The sequence below is a fragment of the Morganella sp. TYF_1 genome (genome assembly GCF_043105645.1).
In the GTDB taxonomy this organism is placed as follows: Bacteria; Pseudomonadota; Gammaproteobacteria; order Enterobacterales; family Enterobacteriaceae; genus Morganella; species Morganella morganii_B.
Genome location: NZ_JBICLU010000010.1, coordinates 53,152 through 68,715 on the forward strand (window position 1 = coordinate 53,152; position 15,564 = coordinate 68,715).

Annotated in this window: 16 protein-coding genes; all 16 read right to left on the reverse strand. The window is 56.0% G+C overall.

The features are described from left to right. Window positions 1-57: 57 nt before the first annotated feature. The 16 genes from eutR to eutT all read right to left on the reverse strand — a co-directional run bounded on the left by eutR (window position 58) and on the right by eutT (window position 15,554). Window positions 58-1,092, reverse strand: coding sequence for an HTH-type transcriptional regulator EutR (eutR, locus tag ACF8OF_RS02775; protein ID WP_025154302.1), 1,035 nt, complete (start codon window positions 1,090-1,092; stop codon window positions 58-60). A gap of 35 nt (window positions 1,093-1,127) precedes the next feature. Further along, window positions 1,128-1,682 carry a BMC domain-containing protein gene (locus ACF8OF_RS02780; protein ID WP_004236084.1) on the reverse strand — a complete coding sequence of 185 codons (555 nt, stop codon included), beginning with the start codon at window positions 1,680-1,682 and terminating at the stop codon, window positions 1,128-1,130. A gap of 2 nt (window positions 1,683-1,684) precedes the next feature. Beyond that, entirely contained in the window at window positions 1,685-3,037 is a 1,353-nt protein-coding gene (locus ACF8OF_RS02785) for a 4Fe-4S dicluster domain-containing protein (RefSeq protein ID WP_392495660.1), read from the reverse strand. Then, window positions 3,030-3,584 (reverse strand): BMC domain-containing protein, encoded by a 555-nt coding sequence (locus ACF8OF_RS02790; RefSeq protein ID WP_392495661.1) that lies wholly within the window; start codon window positions 3,582-3,584, stop codon window positions 3,030-3,032. The genes ACF8OF_RS02785 and ACF8OF_RS02790 overlap by 8 nt, the downstream gene beginning before the upstream one ends. 44 nt (window positions 3,585-3,628) lie before the next feature. Then, complete coding sequence (gene eutL, locus ACF8OF_RS02795; RefSeq protein ID WP_392495663.1) at window positions 3,629-4,288, reverse strand: ethanolamine utilization microcompartment protein EutL; 660 nt, start codon at window positions 4,286-4,288, stop codon at window positions 3,629-3,631. A gap of 13 nt (window positions 4,289-4,301) precedes the next feature. Next, the gene (gene eutC / locus ACF8OF_RS02800; RefSeq protein ID WP_004236091.1) at window positions 4,302-5,195 is read right to left on the reverse strand and encodes an ethanolamine ammonia-lyase subunit EutC; all 894 of its coding nucleotides are present in this window, start codon (window positions 5,193-5,195) and stop codon (window positions 4,302-4,304) included. Window positions 5,196-5,213: 18 nt separating this feature from the next. After that, window positions 5,214-6,575: an ethanolamine ammonia-lyase subunit EutB gene (locus ACF8OF_RS02805; RefSeq protein ID WP_046892029.1), complete on the reverse strand. Its 1,362-nt coding sequence runs from the start codon at window positions 6,573-6,575 to the stop codon at window positions 5,214-5,216. 11 nt (window positions 6,576-6,586) lie between these two features. Next, complete coding sequence (gene eutA, locus ACF8OF_RS02810; protein ID WP_392495665.1) at window positions 6,587-8,005, reverse strand: ethanolamine ammonia-lyase reactivating factor EutA; 1,419 nt, start codon at window positions 8,003-8,005, stop codon at window positions 6,587-6,589. A gap of 2 nt (window positions 8,006-8,007) precedes the next feature. Beyond that, a complete protein-coding gene (gene eutH / locus ACF8OF_RS02815) occupies window positions 8,008-9,273 on the reverse strand; it encodes an ethanolamine utilization protein EutH (protein ID WP_045138791.1) in 1,266 nt (421 codons plus the stop codon). A 48-nt stretch (window positions 9,274-9,321) separates the two neighbouring features. After that, window positions 9,322-10,524 (reverse strand): iron-containing alcohol dehydrogenase, encoded by a 1,203-nt coding sequence (locus ACF8OF_RS02820; protein WP_392495667.1) that lies wholly within the window; start codon window positions 10,522-10,524, stop codon window positions 9,322-9,324. Then, window positions 10,514-11,359, reverse strand: coding sequence for an ethanolamine utilization protein EutJ (eutJ, locus tag ACF8OF_RS02825; RefSeq protein ID WP_004236098.1), 846 nt, complete (start codon window positions 11,357-11,359; stop codon window positions 10,514-10,516). The genes ACF8OF_RS02820 and eutJ overlap by 11 nt, the downstream gene beginning before the upstream one ends. 98 nt (window positions 11,360-11,457) lie before the next feature. Next, complete coding sequence (locus ACF8OF_RS02830; RefSeq protein ID WP_025154312.1) at window positions 11,458-12,894, reverse strand: aldehyde dehydrogenase family protein; 1,437 nt, start codon at window positions 12,892-12,894, stop codon at window positions 11,458-11,460. A gap of 38 nt (window positions 12,895-12,932) precedes the next feature. Then, window positions 12,933-13,220, reverse strand: coding sequence for an ethanolamine utilization microcompartment protein EutN (gene eutN / locus ACF8OF_RS02835; RefSeq protein ID WP_004236102.1), 288 nt, complete (start codon window positions 13,218-13,220; stop codon window positions 12,933-12,935). A 144-nt stretch (window positions 13,221-13,364) separates the two neighbouring features. Then, entirely contained in the window at window positions 13,365-13,658 is a 294-nt protein-coding gene (gene eutM, locus ACF8OF_RS02840) for an ethanolamine utilization microcompartment protein EutM (protein ID WP_004236103.1), read from the reverse strand. 38 nt (window positions 13,659-13,696) lie between these two features. Continuing rightward, entirely contained in the window at window positions 13,697-14,719 is a 1,023-nt protein-coding gene (gene pta, locus ACF8OF_RS02845) for a phosphate acetyltransferase (RefSeq protein WP_354621596.1), read from the reverse strand. After that, window positions 14,709-15,554 carry an ethanolamine utilization cob(I)yrinic acid a,c-diamide adenosyltransferase EutT gene (gene eutT, locus ACF8OF_RS02850; protein ID WP_004239002.1) on the reverse strand — a complete coding sequence of 282 codons (846 nt, stop codon included), beginning with the start codon at window positions 15,552-15,554 and terminating at the stop codon, window positions 14,709-14,711. Before eutT ends, pta begins: the two co-directional genes overlap by 11 nt. Between the last annotated feature and the right edge of the window lie 10 nt (window positions 15,555-15,564).

Below are 15,564 nucleotides of genomic sequence, written 5' to 3' on the forward strand. Positions count from 1 at the left end.
TTCTGACCTGCCGGAAAAAAACACGATGCAGGTCAGAAAGCGGAAAGCGGGACAAAACTACATCAGACGGCGGCTCAGCGTCTCCGACGGTTTTTCATTAAACAGGCGCTGGTAATCGGTAGCGAACTGCCCGAGATGCCAGAATCCCCACTGCATTGCCGCGTCTTTGACAGTGGTCTGTTTTGAATACGGGCTGACCAGTTCACGGCGTACCGCGTTCAGGCGGATGGTTTTCAGATAGGCATTCGGGCCGATCCCCAGCACCTGCTGGAAGGCATTCTGCAGGGTACGGCGGCTGACATACAGCTCGTTACACAGCTCCAGGACAGTCACCGGTTCGGTGGCATTCTCAAACAGATACTCACGGGCTTTGGAGACCAGTTTCAGGTAGTTCACACGGTTGGTGTAGTGCTCATCCGCCACGGTGCTGGCATCTTCCAGTAACCCGAGGAATGCCGTCAGCAGATTGTGGCTCAGGACGCGGCTGACGGTACGATTGCGTTCCTGCTCAATTTTGGAGTGCCAGAGGGCATGGCGGATATACTGCCAAATCGCCTCTTTTTTGAAGGGGTTCACGCCCACAGCCGGATTTTCGCTGAGCAGATTCATCAGCCGCTCCGGGTTTTGTAACACAACCGAGTGTTTTTTCAGGATATCGTGAGAGATCACCAGCCCCTGGATGTGATAGTCATCCGGCGTACTCAGTTCAAATTCTTTCCCGCCCGGACGCACCGCGATTTTCTGGCGGCACAGCATCTGATTGCCGATATAACCGGTATTCTGCTGCTCCCCGGGAATGCCGAACCAGAAGGCATTCGGCCAGACCATGCAGGACTGGCGCAGAGACAGATTGGTGTATTCGTGGAACACCTGAAGCCCGTCAAACAGGGTTTCGGTCAGTTCTCCTTCAAACCGGCCCGGCGTCAGCTGATCATACAGCTGCTGCCAGGCGGTGATGGAACAGGCCTGTTCGTAAGCATCATGCGTATAACGCTGTGTAAAATTCTGCTCGATCACGATAGGGCTGAGATCGCGGTCATGCGGCACTTCATCATTAAGGTGATGTAAATCGGGTGTGATTTTTTTCATCATTATTTTTTCCCCAAAATGAACGGCCGCCATCAATGTTAACCAGCGACCAATTGCTGCCAGAAATCGGGATGAGGATTCGGTACGACCATGCTGTAAACCAGCGCACCTTTATCTGCGGCGACTTGTGATGCGGCTTTTTTAGCGGTTTCGACGTCTGCGACATCGCCGCTCATCACAAAGTAACATTTACCCCCGATACCATACGCCATATGAAGTCGTATTAACGTGACGCCGGCGGCTTTAACAGCAAAATCCGCCGCCTCAATGCAGGTCGCAACACTAAAGGTTTCCACGACCCCGACGGCTTCGCGGGCATTCACATCCGTCACGCCGCCGATAGCGGGCAGTACGTCCGGGTGGATATTACTGAGCAGAAACTCATCCACCACCTGTGCGCCGCCTTTTTCCACACCGCAGCGCATTGCCTGCTGTGCGGCGGCAACATCACCGCCGACCATCACCACATATTTGCCGGGACACACGGTTTTGCCCATCAGCAAAGTGACTTCCGCACTTTTGAGCATAAAATCGGTGACTTCCATCCCTTTGGCGATGCTGGACAATTCCACCATCGCAATTGCACTGTGCATAGTTATTCCTTCTCTATCGTGACAGCCGTGCTGTCAATATGACGAACCACACCACTGATACTGGCGTGAACCGGCGCACCCAGTGCTTTTTCCGGGATGGCGGCGATCAGCATGCCCGCCGTGACGTTATCCCCCTCACTGACAACCGGTACCGCCGGGGCACCGATATGCTGGCGTAACGGGATAATCACCTGCTGCGGTGCGTAGATCTCATCGGTCATCGGCGCTTTGTGCATGTATTCCGTCAGTTCCAGACGACGGACAAGGCGTTTGACCGGCAGCATACGGTGCTGAGCCATCGGATCTTCAGGGCGCAGTTCACCTTCGTAGCGGATCCCTTCTTCGCGCAGTTTCACTTTCAGCATCTGGTTGAGCCGCATCGGTGAGATTTCCACCGGGCAGGACCAGGCTTCGCAAATCGCACACTCCGAACAGGTCAGTGCCGCAACGACGGCTGACGGCGCGGAGATCTGCTCATAACCCACCGCGCGGACAATCAGGTGCGGCGGCAGTTCGTGGCCGATCATGTGACGCGGGCAGAGCTCGGTACACATTCCGCACTGTTCACAGACGGTACGCGCCTGGTTGATCACCGTGCGCTCCGAACGGGTCCGGCGCTGAATTAAAATATGGTCATCCGGCAGGACTAATAAGCCGCCGGTGGTTTTGGTCACAGCATCATCAAGGGATGTCTGTAATTTGCCCATCATCGGCCCGCCGTTGATATACGCCGGGTTGCTGATGGTGGCTCCGCCCGCCAGCGCCAGCACTTCACGCAGTGTGGTGCCGACCGGGACGGAAACGGTAACAGGATGGTGAACCGCGCCGTTCACCGTCAGGACACGGTGTATCACGGCCTGTTCCTGTTCAACGGCATACGCCACATTAATCAGGGTCTGCACATTGCTGACCACCACGCCGACAGACAGCGGCAGTGCCGCAGGCGGAACCCGGCGACCGGTCGCCAGCCAGATGGTGATCACTTCATCACCGGCCGGATAAACATCCGGCAGGATATGCAGACGGACAGAATCCGGCACGCGGGCATTCAGGATATCAATGGCAGCCTGATGCTTGCCTTTGATGGCGATAATGCCCTCTTTCGCGCCGGTAGCCCGCATGGCATACAGCAAACCGCGGATCATCGCATCCGCCTCACGGACAGCCAGTTGCTGATCCACCTGCAAAAGCGGCTCACATTCAGCCGCATTCACCAGATAGATTTCCGCCTGTGCCGCCAGTTTGACGTGGGTCGGGAAACCCGCCCCGCCCGCACCGACAACCCCTGCATCCTGCACACGCTGACGAATGATTTCGGGCCCGCACTCATGCAGACCCGGCATCAGATTACTCATCGCGGTTTCCCTCCTGTTTTACCCGGTAGCGGCTGCCGCGCTTGCGCAGTTTACCCTGTTTAAACAGGCTCTCCAGCACATCACGGCTGTCCTCTATCAGGCAACTGAAATGCATGGCCGCTTCTCCGGCGGTCACGCCGTGGCGGTGTTTGGCTTCTGCGGTAAACGTCATCATGGCATCCGCATCCGGGGCAGCGGCAGAAACCGCCGCCGGAGCCGGTTCAGACGCCGGAACCGGTGCCGGAGACTGCGGTTTGACCTTCACCGGCACACCGCTGAAACCGGTGACCAGCCATTCGGTATCACCATCCGGACGACCGATGACCTTATGGCCAATCACTTTACCGGTGCGGGTTGCCGCAGCAATCCCCGCATCCACCGCCGCACGGCACGCCGCCAGATCGCCCTCAACAACAAGCGTCACCATCCCCGGGATCACCATTTCATAGTTAAGGATGCGGACATTGGCCGACTTCAGCATCGCATCCGCCGCATCAATGCCGGACACCAGGCCGTATACCTCAAGTAATCCCAGTGAATCGATCATGACCTTTCTCCTGTGTTAATGACTGACGTCGGGTATCCCCGGACTCAGGCGCGCTGAATAGGGTTGCGCGCGATATCCAGAACGGCTTCGGTAAAGGCATCACATGCTGCTTTACATGCTGCCTGGCTGCCGGTCAGGAAGGCTGCTGAGTAGTTGGTTTCTGACGGCGGCGGCACATAGGTTGCCAGCTGCACGTCAGCGGCTTTCAGTGCGGCATCGATCCCGAATGTGGCTTCCAGCGGCGGTGCCACCAGATAGGCAATCGGATCACCGTGTTTAACTTTGTCACCATCAGACAGGTAAGAGCCGGTACGGGAGACCAGATGTGCCAGGAATGCGGTATCTTCTTTGTCATTCGCCCATTGGAATGCCGCGCCGGATTCGATATTGGCGACCATGGCATCCAGACCCGCGCGGACTTCTGCCGGGTTCGGGCCACCGAGGATAATCATCACTTCACCGGCGGTCGGTGATGGTGAGTTTGACGCCCCTGCATACAGGGAACGTCCGTAAACCACTTCCACCAGTGCTTGTTTGGTGGCTTCGTCAGCGGCAATGTAAGCAACGTCATCGGAGTCTGCGGTGATAAGGCCGAGGCTGCGGATGTGTTTCGGTAATTTCAGTTCACGGCAGAAATCTTCGTGTGCATTAGCGATAAGACGCATCGCTGTCACGCTCGGCCGGATAAGATCTAATGCAGGCATATTCAGTTCCCCGTTAACGGTTCATGTTGATACCGGACGCTTTCTGCTCCAGCATGCGTTTGGCTAAATCGACGATAACAGCGGCGGCTTCCACCGGCGGTGTCCCTGCGCGGTGAATGTTCGAGATACAGGTACGGTCTGCTTCCACTGTGCCCGCCACTGTCGGTGAGTACACCGCGTAGCAGGAGAGGCTTTCAGACTGACCCAGCCCCGGACGTTCGCCCACCAGCAGGATAACCACTTTCGCGCCGAGCACTTCACCGGCCTGGTCTTCAATTTTCACGCGGCCGTAACGGACGAAGAACGGTGTGCCCACTTTCAGACCGGACTGTTCCAGACCTTTCATCAGCGGCGGCAGAATTTCGTCGTAGTTTGCAGTAATCGCATCGGTGGACAGACCATCAGAGATAATGACCTGCACATCCGGCGCCTGCACACACTTGGTTTTCAGCAGTTCGATGGATTCTTTATTCAGAATACGGCCCATATCCGGACGGGTCAGATACTGATTTTTGTCTGTGATTTCAGACTGTAACTCCAGCAGGTTCTGTTTTTTCACCCATTCCGCCGGGACTTCTTTCAGTACGGTATCTTTGGAACGCGAGTGGTCAGCCAGGAAGCGCAGCAGACTCTGGGTGCGCGGACGCACACCGGCACGACCGGAGCAGACACGGGAACCGGTGCTGTTACGCAGTTCCTGTAACACTTCCGCACGGTGCGGGTTCTGCACGCCGATCCACTGTTTTGCTTCCGGTGAACCGAGATCCCACTCAACGGATTCAACAGACGTATTACCCTGATTCAGTACAGCCTGCGTTGCCGCGGCAACCGCCTGTACGTTTTCGCCCGTGTGTCCCATCTGAGCCATCACGCTGCGTACGATGTCATTAATTTGTTTTTGATCCATGGTGATTTACCCCGAAAATCAGAAGAACAGTGACGGATCGCCGGCACGATTGGTAAGACGCCCGTTTTCCATCAGACCCATTTTTTCCAGCCAGGCTTCGAATTCCGGCGCAGGGCGCAGGCCGAGTAACTGACGGATAGTCGCGATGTCATGGAACGCGGTGGTCTGGTAGTTGAGCATGATGTCATCACCCAGCGGCATACCGATGATGAAGTTACAGCCCGCAGAGGCCAGCAGGATCATCAGGTTTTCGTTGAGGTTCTGATCCGCATCCGCATGGTTGGTGTAACAGCAGTCACAGCCCATGGAGATCCCGCTCAGTTTGCCCATAAAGTGATCTTCAAGACCGGCGCGGATGATCTGGCGGTCGTTATAGAGATATTCCGGTCCGATAAAGCCGACAACGGTGTTTACCATAAACGGATCATAGTGACGGGCCAGGCCGTAGTTACGGGCTTCCATGGTCACCTGGTCAGCACCGTAGTGAGCACCCGCTGACAGTGCGGAGCCCTGTCCTGTTTCAAAGTACAGGCAGTTAGGACCGGCGATACGGTTGTACTGCGCACCGACGTGGCGGGCTTCGTCCAGCATTTCCAGCTCAACACCGAACTCACGCAGACCTTTTTCACTGCCGCAGATGCTCTGGAAAATCAGGCCGCCCGGCGCACCACGTTTGATGGCTTCCATCTGTGTGGTGACGTGTGCCAGCACACAGCCCTGCGTCGGGATATCGTATTTATCAATGATGCCGTAGATAGCATCCAGCACGCGGCTGAGGTTATCCACATCGTCTGTTACCGGGTTGACACCGATAACTGCATCACCGCAGCCGTAAGAGAGGCCTTCATAAATCTGCGCCACGATACTCTGCACTTCGTCACGGGTATCGTTCGGCTGTAAACGGCCGCTGAAATGGCCCGGCAGACCCATGGTGTTATTCGCACGTTTCACGACAGGAATTTTCTTCGCGCCGTAAATCAGGTCTGCGTTGGAGCAGATTTTTGCCACCCCGGCGATGACTTCTGAAGTCAGGCCTTTGCGCAGCAGATTGATGTTATCAAGAGAGGTGGTGTCGCTCAGGACATGCTCACGCAACTCACCGATAGTCCAGTTTTTGACCCGGTTATATTCGGTTTCGTTGATATCATCCTGGATCAGACGGGTTACGCAGTCTTCTTCATACGGAACGACAGGGTTGTTGCGGACATCCGCAATTGTCAGTTCGGACAGCACTTGTTTCGCTGCCACACGTTCCTGGGCGTTACTTGCCGCGACACCCGCCAGGATGTCCCCGGAGCGGAGTTCGTTAGCTTTCGCGAGAACGTCTTTCACGTCCCGGAACTGGTAGGTCTGACCAAACAGCGTGGTTTTTAATTTCATATTACGTTCCCTCAGGAAGGAAATGCGAGTGATTTAACAGTAACAGGGACGACAGAGCCGCTGAATAACGGCGTGCCGATGTCGATATAGTCGCCTGTGTGCGTGATAACTTCGTCGATAACAGCCAGTTCGCGGCCGTTCATCAGCGGACGCAGCAGCATGCCCAGTGCCTTACCGAAATCCTGTCCCGCGATCACCAGCAGCGGCATGGTGTTCGGGTATGTTTTGGTAAAGCGTTCCAGAGCATCAATACAGCTTTGTACCGAGGCGTAGTTAGTCGGCAGTGATTCCGGCAGGGCCAGTGCGTACAGATCCTGCTGCGGATTAAGATCCATCTGCGTCAGGGCGCGGCTCCAGGTATTCACCAGATCTTCATCATCCGCGCGGCCCAGTGCCGGATGTACCACCGGAATATTGCGGACCGGCAGCGTGATGCTGTCCAGCCAGATGGTGCTGCCGGACAGGGATAACGTATGCGCACCGGCGCCGATCACCGTGGCACGGACAGTCTGTGCCGGGGTCTGCATCGGTAACGCGCTGAAATCCGCATTGCGGTGAATCGCCTGTGCCAGCAGCGGCCCGATATCGCCGAAACGGAAATCATTGCCGCTTTCCGGATGGCTGTAACACTCCCCGACACCGCCGGACAGTGTGACCGCATAAAAGCTGCTTTCCGCAGGCAGACCGTCCGTCATCAGCAGCTCACGCCCGAGCGGAGTGAGATTGCCGCTGATAACTTCATACAGCAGCTCACTCATGCGATCGGCAATGGTATTCAGTTGTGCCGGTGTCAGGGACATCGGATCGGTCTGTTCACCAAAGCAGTCACGGGCGATCAGACAGCCCGGCGCATGCACATAAGTGACGCGTCCGCTGCTGTCTGTTTCGAACAGACGACCACCGACGTTCAGGCAGGCGGAACTGATCACATGACCGGCTTCGAACAGCACGTAGTTTGCTGTGCCGCCGCCGATATCAATGTTCAGTACCCGCGCCATCTTCTGCTCAGAGAGTGTCTGGGCACCGGATCCGAAACCGGCAATCACCGATTCCAGATGCGGCCCGGCGGTGGCGACCACGAAATCCCCGAGTTTCTGGGATAACGCGACCACTGCCGGACGTGCATTGCGGGTTTTGGCAGTTTCACCGGTAATGATGATGGCACCGGAGTCAATCGTCGCCGGGTCCATCCCGGCGGCGGCGTACTGATCCAGCACCAGCGCCAGCAGCTCTTCCTCACGCAGGTGGCCGTCTTTATCCACCGGCGTGAACAGAACCGGGCTCTGCCAGATAATTTTGCGATCCACAAACTCATAACGCGGCACCTGTGACACCGCCGCGCGGTTTACCAGAGCGAGACGGGAGAAGATCACCTGTGTGGTGGTGGTGCCCACGTCAATACCGACACTTAAGAGTTCGAGGGTTTTCATGCTTATTTCTCCTCCGCAACACTTTCAGCCGCTTCTTCAGCCGCTGCAGCCGCATCTTCCTGCTCAATATTTTTCGGCATCATCATGATGGCAACGAAAATTGCAGTGATACCGCCGATAATTTTCCCGGCAATCATCGGGAAGATCATCGGAGCCATGTTGGCAGCCACGAAGCCCAGGTGGTCACCCAGTGCGAAAGCAGCAGATACGGAGAATGCACAGTTGATGATTTTGCCGCGGGTATCCATTTTCTTCATCATGCCGAACATCGGGATGTTGTTCGCGAGAGTCGCGATCATACCGCCCGCCGCCATGTTGTTGATTTTCAGCAGGCTGCCGATCTTCATAAAGGATTTTTCAAACCAGCGGGTCAGCAGCAGCACCATCGGGTACGCCCCTAACAGCACGGCAGAGATAGAACCGATAACTTCGATGGCGCGCATCACCTGGCCCGGCACATCACCTTCTGTCATAAAAATCGGATCAAGGCCCGGGATCAGGTTCCAGCCCACAGTGAACTTCGCCACTGCTGCCGCCAGACCGATCGTGATGATACCGACGAGGATTTTGGCGAAGATCTGGAAACCGTTGATCATTTTCTCAGGAATGAATTTCAGACCGAGGCACACCAGCGCCGCCACGATGATCACCGGGATCATATTGACCAGCAGCATGGTCATACTGAAATCCACCACCTGACCGTCAATTTCCACACCGGAGAATTTCGCCACCAGACCACCGGCAATACAGCCGACCGGAATGGTTACGATACCCGCCAGCACACCGAGTGCCAGGAAGCGGCGATCTTTCTTCTCGATAATGCCCAGTGCGACAGGAATGGAGAACACCATGGTTGCACCCATCATGGACGCCAGCAGCACGCCGGAATATAACCATGCTGCCACATCACCGCCTGCCAGCTCTTTCGCGAGGAAGAAGCCGCCCATATCGATAGCCAGAATACTGCCCGCAAACACTGACGGGTTCGCACCCAGCATTTCATAGACAGGAATAATCACCGGCCCGAGCAGCATGGCGATAACCGGTGCCAGCGCGGTCATACCGACCATGGCCAGACCCAGCGCACCCATTGCCATAAAGCCTTCTTCGAACTGTTCACCGGAACCGGCAATGCCTTTCCCGACTTTACCCAGGCCGATTTTACCGAGGATTGCCTCTGAGCCGCCGAACTGGCTGAAGATACGATCCACGGCTGCTATCAGCATAAAACTCATCATGATGTACATGATGATTTCATTAATGCCCATACCCTTCTCCTTCCGTGCCTGTCGCGCAGGCTGTTCTTATTGATTGACTCAGGCTGACTCGTAAATCGCCGTTATCTGAGCCGCTGTGACCGCACGCGGATTGGTTTTGATGCAGATATCCTGCAACGCCGCTTTGGCAAACCCCTCGAAATCCTCACGTTTTCCGCCCAGAGATGGCAGCGTCTGCGCAAGTTCCACGTCACTGATCAGTTGTTCCACGGCCTCAATGGCCTCCATGTCGGTCATCGGCCGCTGAGTCAGCGCATGACCAATTTCGCTGTACGCCTGTTTACAGACCAGGCGGTTAAAACGCATTACCTGCGGCAGCATGATGGCATTCGCCTTGCCGTGCGGAATGTTGTATGCCGCACCAATCTGATGCGCCATGGCATGGCACAGCCCCAGACCGGCATTGGAGAACGCCATCCCGGCCATATAGGAAGCCAGCATCATGTCCTCACGGGCTTTGATATCATGCCCCTGACCGACAGCAATCGGCAGTGCGTGGCTGATCATGGTGATCGCCCGCAGTGCCAGCGCCTGAGTCAGCGGCGTGACGTTGCTCGCCACATACGCTTCAATCGCATGTGTTAACGCATCGATACCGGTCATTGCTGTCACATGCGGCGGCACGCCGAGTGTCAGACAGGCATCAATAATGGCGAGATCAGGCAGTAACTGGCTGTGTGCCAGCACCAGTTTGATATGGTTTTCCGCCGTGATAATCACGGAAACGTTGGTTGCTTCCGAACCGGTACCGGCAGTGGTCGGGATAGCGATAAACGGCAGACGCGGATTCAGCGCCGCACCCGGCATCATATCCGCCAGCGGCAGATCCGGATTGGCAGCCAGCACCGCCACGGCTTTCGCCGCATCCAGCACCGACCCGCCGCCGAGGGCGATAATGCCGTCACACTGCACTTTCAGCAGATGTTCAACGGTACGGAACACATCTTTATCCATCGGCTCGCCCGGCGGGCACGGCCAGATTTCATACGCAATACCGCTGCGGCTCAGATTACGCTCCAGCACATCGGTCAGACCGGCCTGTAACAACATGCCGTCCACCATAATAAAAACGTGCTTAATTCCGCGCTCCGCGAGCACATCCCCGCTGCGGCCGACGGCGCCCGGGCCGATTAACGTAGTCGGCGGGACAGAAAACTCACGCACCTGACGGGCATTCACCAAATCAAGCGCCTGATAGATAGCGGACTGAACCTCAGCCGCGGGTAAACGATTATCCGGCATGACGGTTTTCTCCCTGAGATACACCGCAGACGGCAATCGCCAGCGGCGTCATAAAAATAGAATGCTGTGGCAGTACCACGGTAAGATGCGGGAAACGCGCCTGAAACAACGGCTGCACACCGGGCTGCATACAGGAGCCGCCCGCCAGCCACAGTTCGGTCACATCCTCACCGCGGATATGATCGTCGACGATATCCGTCATTTTTTCGTAGACCGGACGAATCACCGGCCAGATGCTTTCACCGCGCTCACGCTTCATCTGCTCGGCATCTTCCAGCTCAATGCGCTGATTGCCCGCCAGGGTCAGGGAAATATGATGACCACCGGTGGCTTCGTCGCCGGAGCGGGTCACTTCGCCCTTCTGCACAATCGCGATCCCGGTGGTACCGCCGCCGATATCCACAACAGCGGCTTTATCCAGCCCCATCATGTCAGCGACCGCAGACGGTTCATCCAGCACTCTGGCAACCACCAGACCGGCGGATTCCAGCACATTCACCGAGATACGCGGGTCTGTTCCCGGCGGGAATGACGTTGTCGCCACCTCAAACCGGAAACCGAACTGTTTTTCCAGCGCATCCAGATGTTTATTAACGATTTTTACCGCACCGAAGAAATCCCAGACCACACCGTCGCGCACCACATCTGCCCAGTCCAGGCACACCGCGACCGGCTGACCTTCCGCATTGACCACCATGGACACCACATCACAGGTACCGAGATCGATCCCCAGCCACAACGGCGCATCTTTGTGATCACCCGCCTGCGGCTGATTACAGATTTCCGCTGCCCGCTGTAAGCGCGATGCCAGCCATTCCTGATTGCGTTGAACCATCGGTTCCTCCGGTTTAAAACATAACGTCAGGGTTAACGTGAACAACTCACACTAACCGGGAAAAAAGCGGTGAAGCCCGCAAGCCCCACCGCAGCGGCTTACACGATGCGGAATGAATCCACCATGGTGCAGCGGCGCAGACGGACGAACGTCCGCGCACAGGTCACACCTTCACCGGTCGGTGTGGTGATCGTCATGGTTGTCCAGCCTTCGCCGCCCAGTCCCAGACCGGCAATACACGGTCCGTTTTTCACGAAAATACTGGTGTCGATGGCATTCGCCATGCGGTTCAGGTTGCTGATGTTATTGGAGTGCATTGCTGCGGTATGATGGCAGCCGCCTTCCAGTTTCACCGCCAGGTCAATGGCCTGATCCACATCTTTCACGCGGATGATCGGCAGAACCGGCATCATCAGTTCGGTGACGGCAAACGGATGTTTGCAGTCGGTTTCTGCGATCAGAAGACGGGTATCAGCCGGGACAGTCATACCGATAGCGGCGGCAATTTTCGCTGCATCACGGCCGACCCAGTCGCGGCTGACAGTGCCGTGGCCGGTTTCATCAACATTTTTCAGCAGTACCGGGATCAGCTTCTCGCTCTGTTCACGGGTCAGTAATACCGCGTGATTACGCTGCATTTCGGTGATCAGTTTGTCTGCAATGCAGTCAACCGCGATCAGCACTTTTTCATCCGCACAAATGATGTTGTTATCGAATGATGCACCGTGAACAATGGCTTTCGCCGCACGTTCGATATCGGCCGTTTCATCCACCACCACCGGCGGGTTACCGGCACCGGCAGCGATCAGACGTTTGTTGGTGTGTTTGCGGGCGGATTCCACCACCGCATCACCCCCGGTCACGACCAGCAGGCCGATCCCCGGATATTTGAATAAACGCTGTGCGGTTTCGATATCCGGTTTGGCAACCGTCACCAGCAGGTTGTTCGGGCCGCCTGCGGCAACAATGGCTTCGTTCAGAACGGTGATAGTGCGCTGTGAGACTTTTTTCGCAGCCGGATGCGGCGCGAAAATCACACTGTTCCCCCCGGCGATCATGCTGATAGCATTGTTGATTGCCGTTGCTGCCGGGTTAGTGGATGGTGTGACAGAGGCAATAACACCCCATGCCGCATTTTCGATTAAGGTTAAACCGTGGTCGCCGGTTAACACTTCAGGACGCAGACACTCAACACCCGGGGTGCCGTTTGCCTGTGCTAAGTTCTTCGCGAGTTTATCTTCCACGCGGCCCATGCCGGTCTCTTCAACAGCCAGAACCGCCAATTCACGGGCATGTTCGGTTGCCGCACGGCGGATTGCGCCGATGCAGAGATTACGCATTTCAACGGTTTTTAATGATTTTTGTGCTTCTTTGGCGGCAAGAACGGCATCATCCAGGGATTCAAACACCCCGAAACCGTTATTTTGTGAGGCTGCCGCCTGCTGTGGTGCCGCTGATGCAGCCGCCGGTTGTGTGCCTGCACTCATGCTGGCCAGAACCGCTTTTACCACATTCTCAATTTCTTTCTGATCCATATTCACCCACGCCTCTTTCTGTGACTCGTTGCGGCGATTTATTTATGAAAAATCACCTGACTTTCCATAACGGCCTCATCCACAATGCCGATGATGCTGAGATCGACCGGTGACGCTTCTTTGCTCTGAGCACGCCGCGCCGAACTTCCGCTGACGATCAGCACCCATTCACCATTACCCGCACCGATACTGTCGGTTGCGACGGCCACCTCACCGTTAGGACGCCCCTGGCGGTCAATCATTTCCACCAGCAATAACTTGTCGGATTCCAGTCCGGGATGACGCACGGTGCACACGATTTGTCCGATAACGACAGCCAGTTTCATGTTCACCTCTCTTTATATTTCAGCAGCCTGAATACAGCCGGCTACGGATTTCAGGTAAAAAAATCCCCTGCCGTCTGAGTGACAGCAAAAAAACCGGGGAGATTAAAATCGCGTGGCGTCAGAAGCACGCCACGCTAACAACGATTAATCGATTGATTTATCGCCGGACATTTTGATAGGAAACACTTCTTCCAGATCGCCATGCGGACGAGGAATAACGTGTACAGAGACCAGTTCACCGATACGCTGAGCTGCTGCCGCACCTGCGTCAGTCGCTGCTTTACATGCTGCAACATCACCGCGCACCATGGCTGTTACCAGACCACCGCCGATTTGTTTAACACCGACTAATTTAACGCGTGCTGCTTTGACCATCGCATCGGATGCTTCGATTAATGCAACCAGACCCTTAGTTTCGATCAGTCCTAATGCTTCCATGATATTTTCCTCTCATTGAGATCCCATCAGGGACCGGTTTAAATAACGCTTTCTGCTTCAGTGCGGCGGACAGGTTGTCCGGCCTGAGCTAACTGTGTTTGTGCTACCAGCACCAGTTCAATGATGTCGCGGGCATTACAGCCGCGTGACAAATCATGCACCGGTGCATTTAATCCCTGAATCAGCGGGCCGAGTGCCCGGTAACCGCCGAGACGCTGGGCAATCTTGTAACCGATATTGCCTGCTTCCAGTGACGGAAAGACCATGACATTTGCCCGCCCCTTTAACTCACTGTTCGGGGCTTTTTGCGCAGCGACACTTGGCACAAATGCCGCGTCGAACTGCAGTTCACCATCCGCCTGTAACTGCGGGGCACGCGCATGAATGATTTCCACTGCCTGCTGCACCATCGCCACATTAGGATGTTTCGCGCTGCCTGCTGTTGAAAAAGACAACATCGCCACACGCGCGGTTTCACCGGTGATTGCCGTGAAGGTTTCCGCACTGCTCAGCGCAATATCCGCCAGCTGTGCAGAAGTGGGTTGAGGTACGACACTGCAATCCGCGAAACCCAGCACATTGCCTTCCGTTCCCGGCGGCAACATGATGAAAATAGATGATAATGTTTTCACGCCCGGCTTCAGGCCGATCACTTTCAGCCCGGCCCGCAGGACTGCGGCAGTTGACGAGATATTTCCCGCCACACATAAATCCGCTTTTCCGGCGGCAACCATGGCGGCACCAAACCACAGCGGCTGACGCATGGCCTCAACCGCATCTTCCGGGGCTTTTTCGCCGAGGCGTGCGGTGATAGCATCCGCAAACTCTGCGCGCCACTCATCCGCACTGTCCGGATCAATGGTGCTCAGACCGTCCATAATGACACCGGTACGCAGCGAGAAATCACGCAGCGCAAACGGGTTTGCCAGCAGAACGGGCTCCGCCAGACCATTTTGTTTCAGATAACGGGCGGCGTGGATCACGCGCTCATCCAGCGCATCCGGCAGAACCACCCGCGGCGGGTTCAGTTTTGCCTGCTGACGGCATCGTTCAATGAGCATGTGTTCCCCCTTGCATCAGAGCCTGTTTCAGAGCCTGTGTGGTCATTACGCCGCCTTCGCGTACCACCATCACCATCAGGACATACACCGCACTGGAGAGGCGGTTAAGCGCCTGCATAATGTCAGGGCGGATGACCTGAAAATAACAATCGATATAAATACGTGCCGCACTGACTTCCGTTTCACGGACTTTGGTCCGCAACAGATTCAGCGCCGCCGCATCACGGCCGTGACTCACATCCGGAACGATATGGTCATGACCCAGGTATTTCAGCGGATTATGAGACAGCTTGTGCAGCTCATCCGCGTTCAGATCCGCAATACTCTGCTCACCGAGCGGTTCATTGAGCGCATCGGCGCGCATAATATTGCCGAGCACAGAGCGGATATCCGCCAGCCAGCCTTTCAGCGGCGTCTGTGCAAATTCAGTCTGTAACCAGACGGCTTCGGCGATAGTGGCATCCAGCGCGGCGCGGAACGCCAGACGCGGATCATTTTTCGCCACCATGGTGTGGCCGTTAAGGTGTGTCAGCGTGTCCGGCTTTTTCGCCACCGGCTGATGGCATAATTCGCAGGCCGCGACATCCGCTTTATCCTTACTGGTTAACCCGTGTACCGCTTTCAGGTCAGGGACAGCCGTTTCGGTTTTACCGGACTCATCCGGCGTTTCCACAAACAGACGACCTTGTTTATCCTGAAATTTCACCTGTAAACGGCGGCTTTCGATCAGCTCACGGGCGGATGGTGTCATCCGGCTGTCAGCAGGCAGATGAATTTCACTGCCTTCGCTCAGCGTAAAGTTATCCCGCAGCCAGTCTTCAGTGATAAAGGTCATGGCGATACCC

Excerpts from the sequence above, each read along its gene's own strand:
- ACF8OF_RS02785 (WP_392495660.1), bottom strand. The coding sequence starts at position 3,037 with ATGAGTAATCTGATGCCGGGTCTGCATGAGTGCGGGCCCGAAATCATT.
- eutL (WP_392495663.1), bottom strand. The coding sequence starts at position 4,288 with ATGCCTGCATTAGATCTTATCCGGCCGAGCGTGACAGCGATGCGTCTT.
- eutC (WP_004236091.1), bottom strand. The coding sequence starts at position 5,195 with ATGGATCAAAAACAAATTAATGACATCGTACGCAGCGTGATGGCTCAG.
- eutT (WP_004239002.1), bottom strand. The coding sequence starts at position 15,554 with ATGACCTTTATCACTGAAGACTGGCTGCGGGATAACTTTACGCTGAGC.
- eutA (WP_392495665.1), bottom strand. The coding sequence starts at position 8,005 with ATGAAAACCCTCGAACTCTTAAGTGTCGGTATTGACGTGGGCACCACC.
- ACF8OF_RS02790 (WP_392495661.1), bottom strand. The coding sequence starts at position 3,584 with ATGATCGATTCACTGGGATTACTTGAGGTATACGGCCTGGTGTCCGGC.
- eutN (WP_004236102.1), bottom strand. The coding sequence starts at position 13,220 with ATGAAACTGGCTGTCGTTATCGGACAAATCGTGTGCACCGTGCGTCAT.
- eutJ (WP_004236098.1), bottom strand. The coding sequence starts at position 11,359 with ATGGTTCAACGCAATCAGGAATGGCTGGCATCGCGCTTACAGCGGGCA.
- eutM (WP_004236103.1), bottom strand. The coding sequence starts at position 13,658 with ATGGAAGCATTAGGACTGATCGAAACTAAGGGTCTGGTTGCATTAATC.
- ACF8OF_RS02820 (WP_392495667.1), bottom strand. The coding sequence starts at position 10,524 with ATGCCGGATAATCGTTTACCCGCGGCTGAGGTTCAGTCCGCTATCTAT.
- eutR (WP_025154302.1), bottom strand. The coding sequence starts at position 1,092 with ATGATGAAAAAAATCACACCCGATTTACATCACCTTAATGATGAAGTG.
- ACF8OF_RS02830 (WP_025154312.1), bottom strand. The coding sequence starts at position 12,894 with ATGGATCAGAAAGAAATTGAGAATGTGGTAAAAGCGGTTCTGGCCAGC.
- ACF8OF_RS02780 (WP_004236084.1), bottom strand. The coding sequence starts at position 1,682 with ATGCACAGTGCAATTGCGATGGTGGAATTGTCCAGCATCGCCAAAGGG.
- pta (WP_354621596.1), bottom strand. The coding sequence starts at position 14,719 with ATGCTCATTGAACGATGCCGTCAGCAGGCAAAACTGAACCCGCCGCGG.
- ACF8OF_RS02805 (WP_046892029.1), bottom strand. The coding sequence starts at position 6,575 with ATGAAATTAAAAACCACGCTGTTTGGTCAGACCTACCAGTTCCGGGAC.
- eutH (WP_045138791.1), bottom strand. The coding sequence starts at position 9,273 with ATGGGCATTAATGAAATCATCATGTACATCATGATGAGTTTTATGCTG.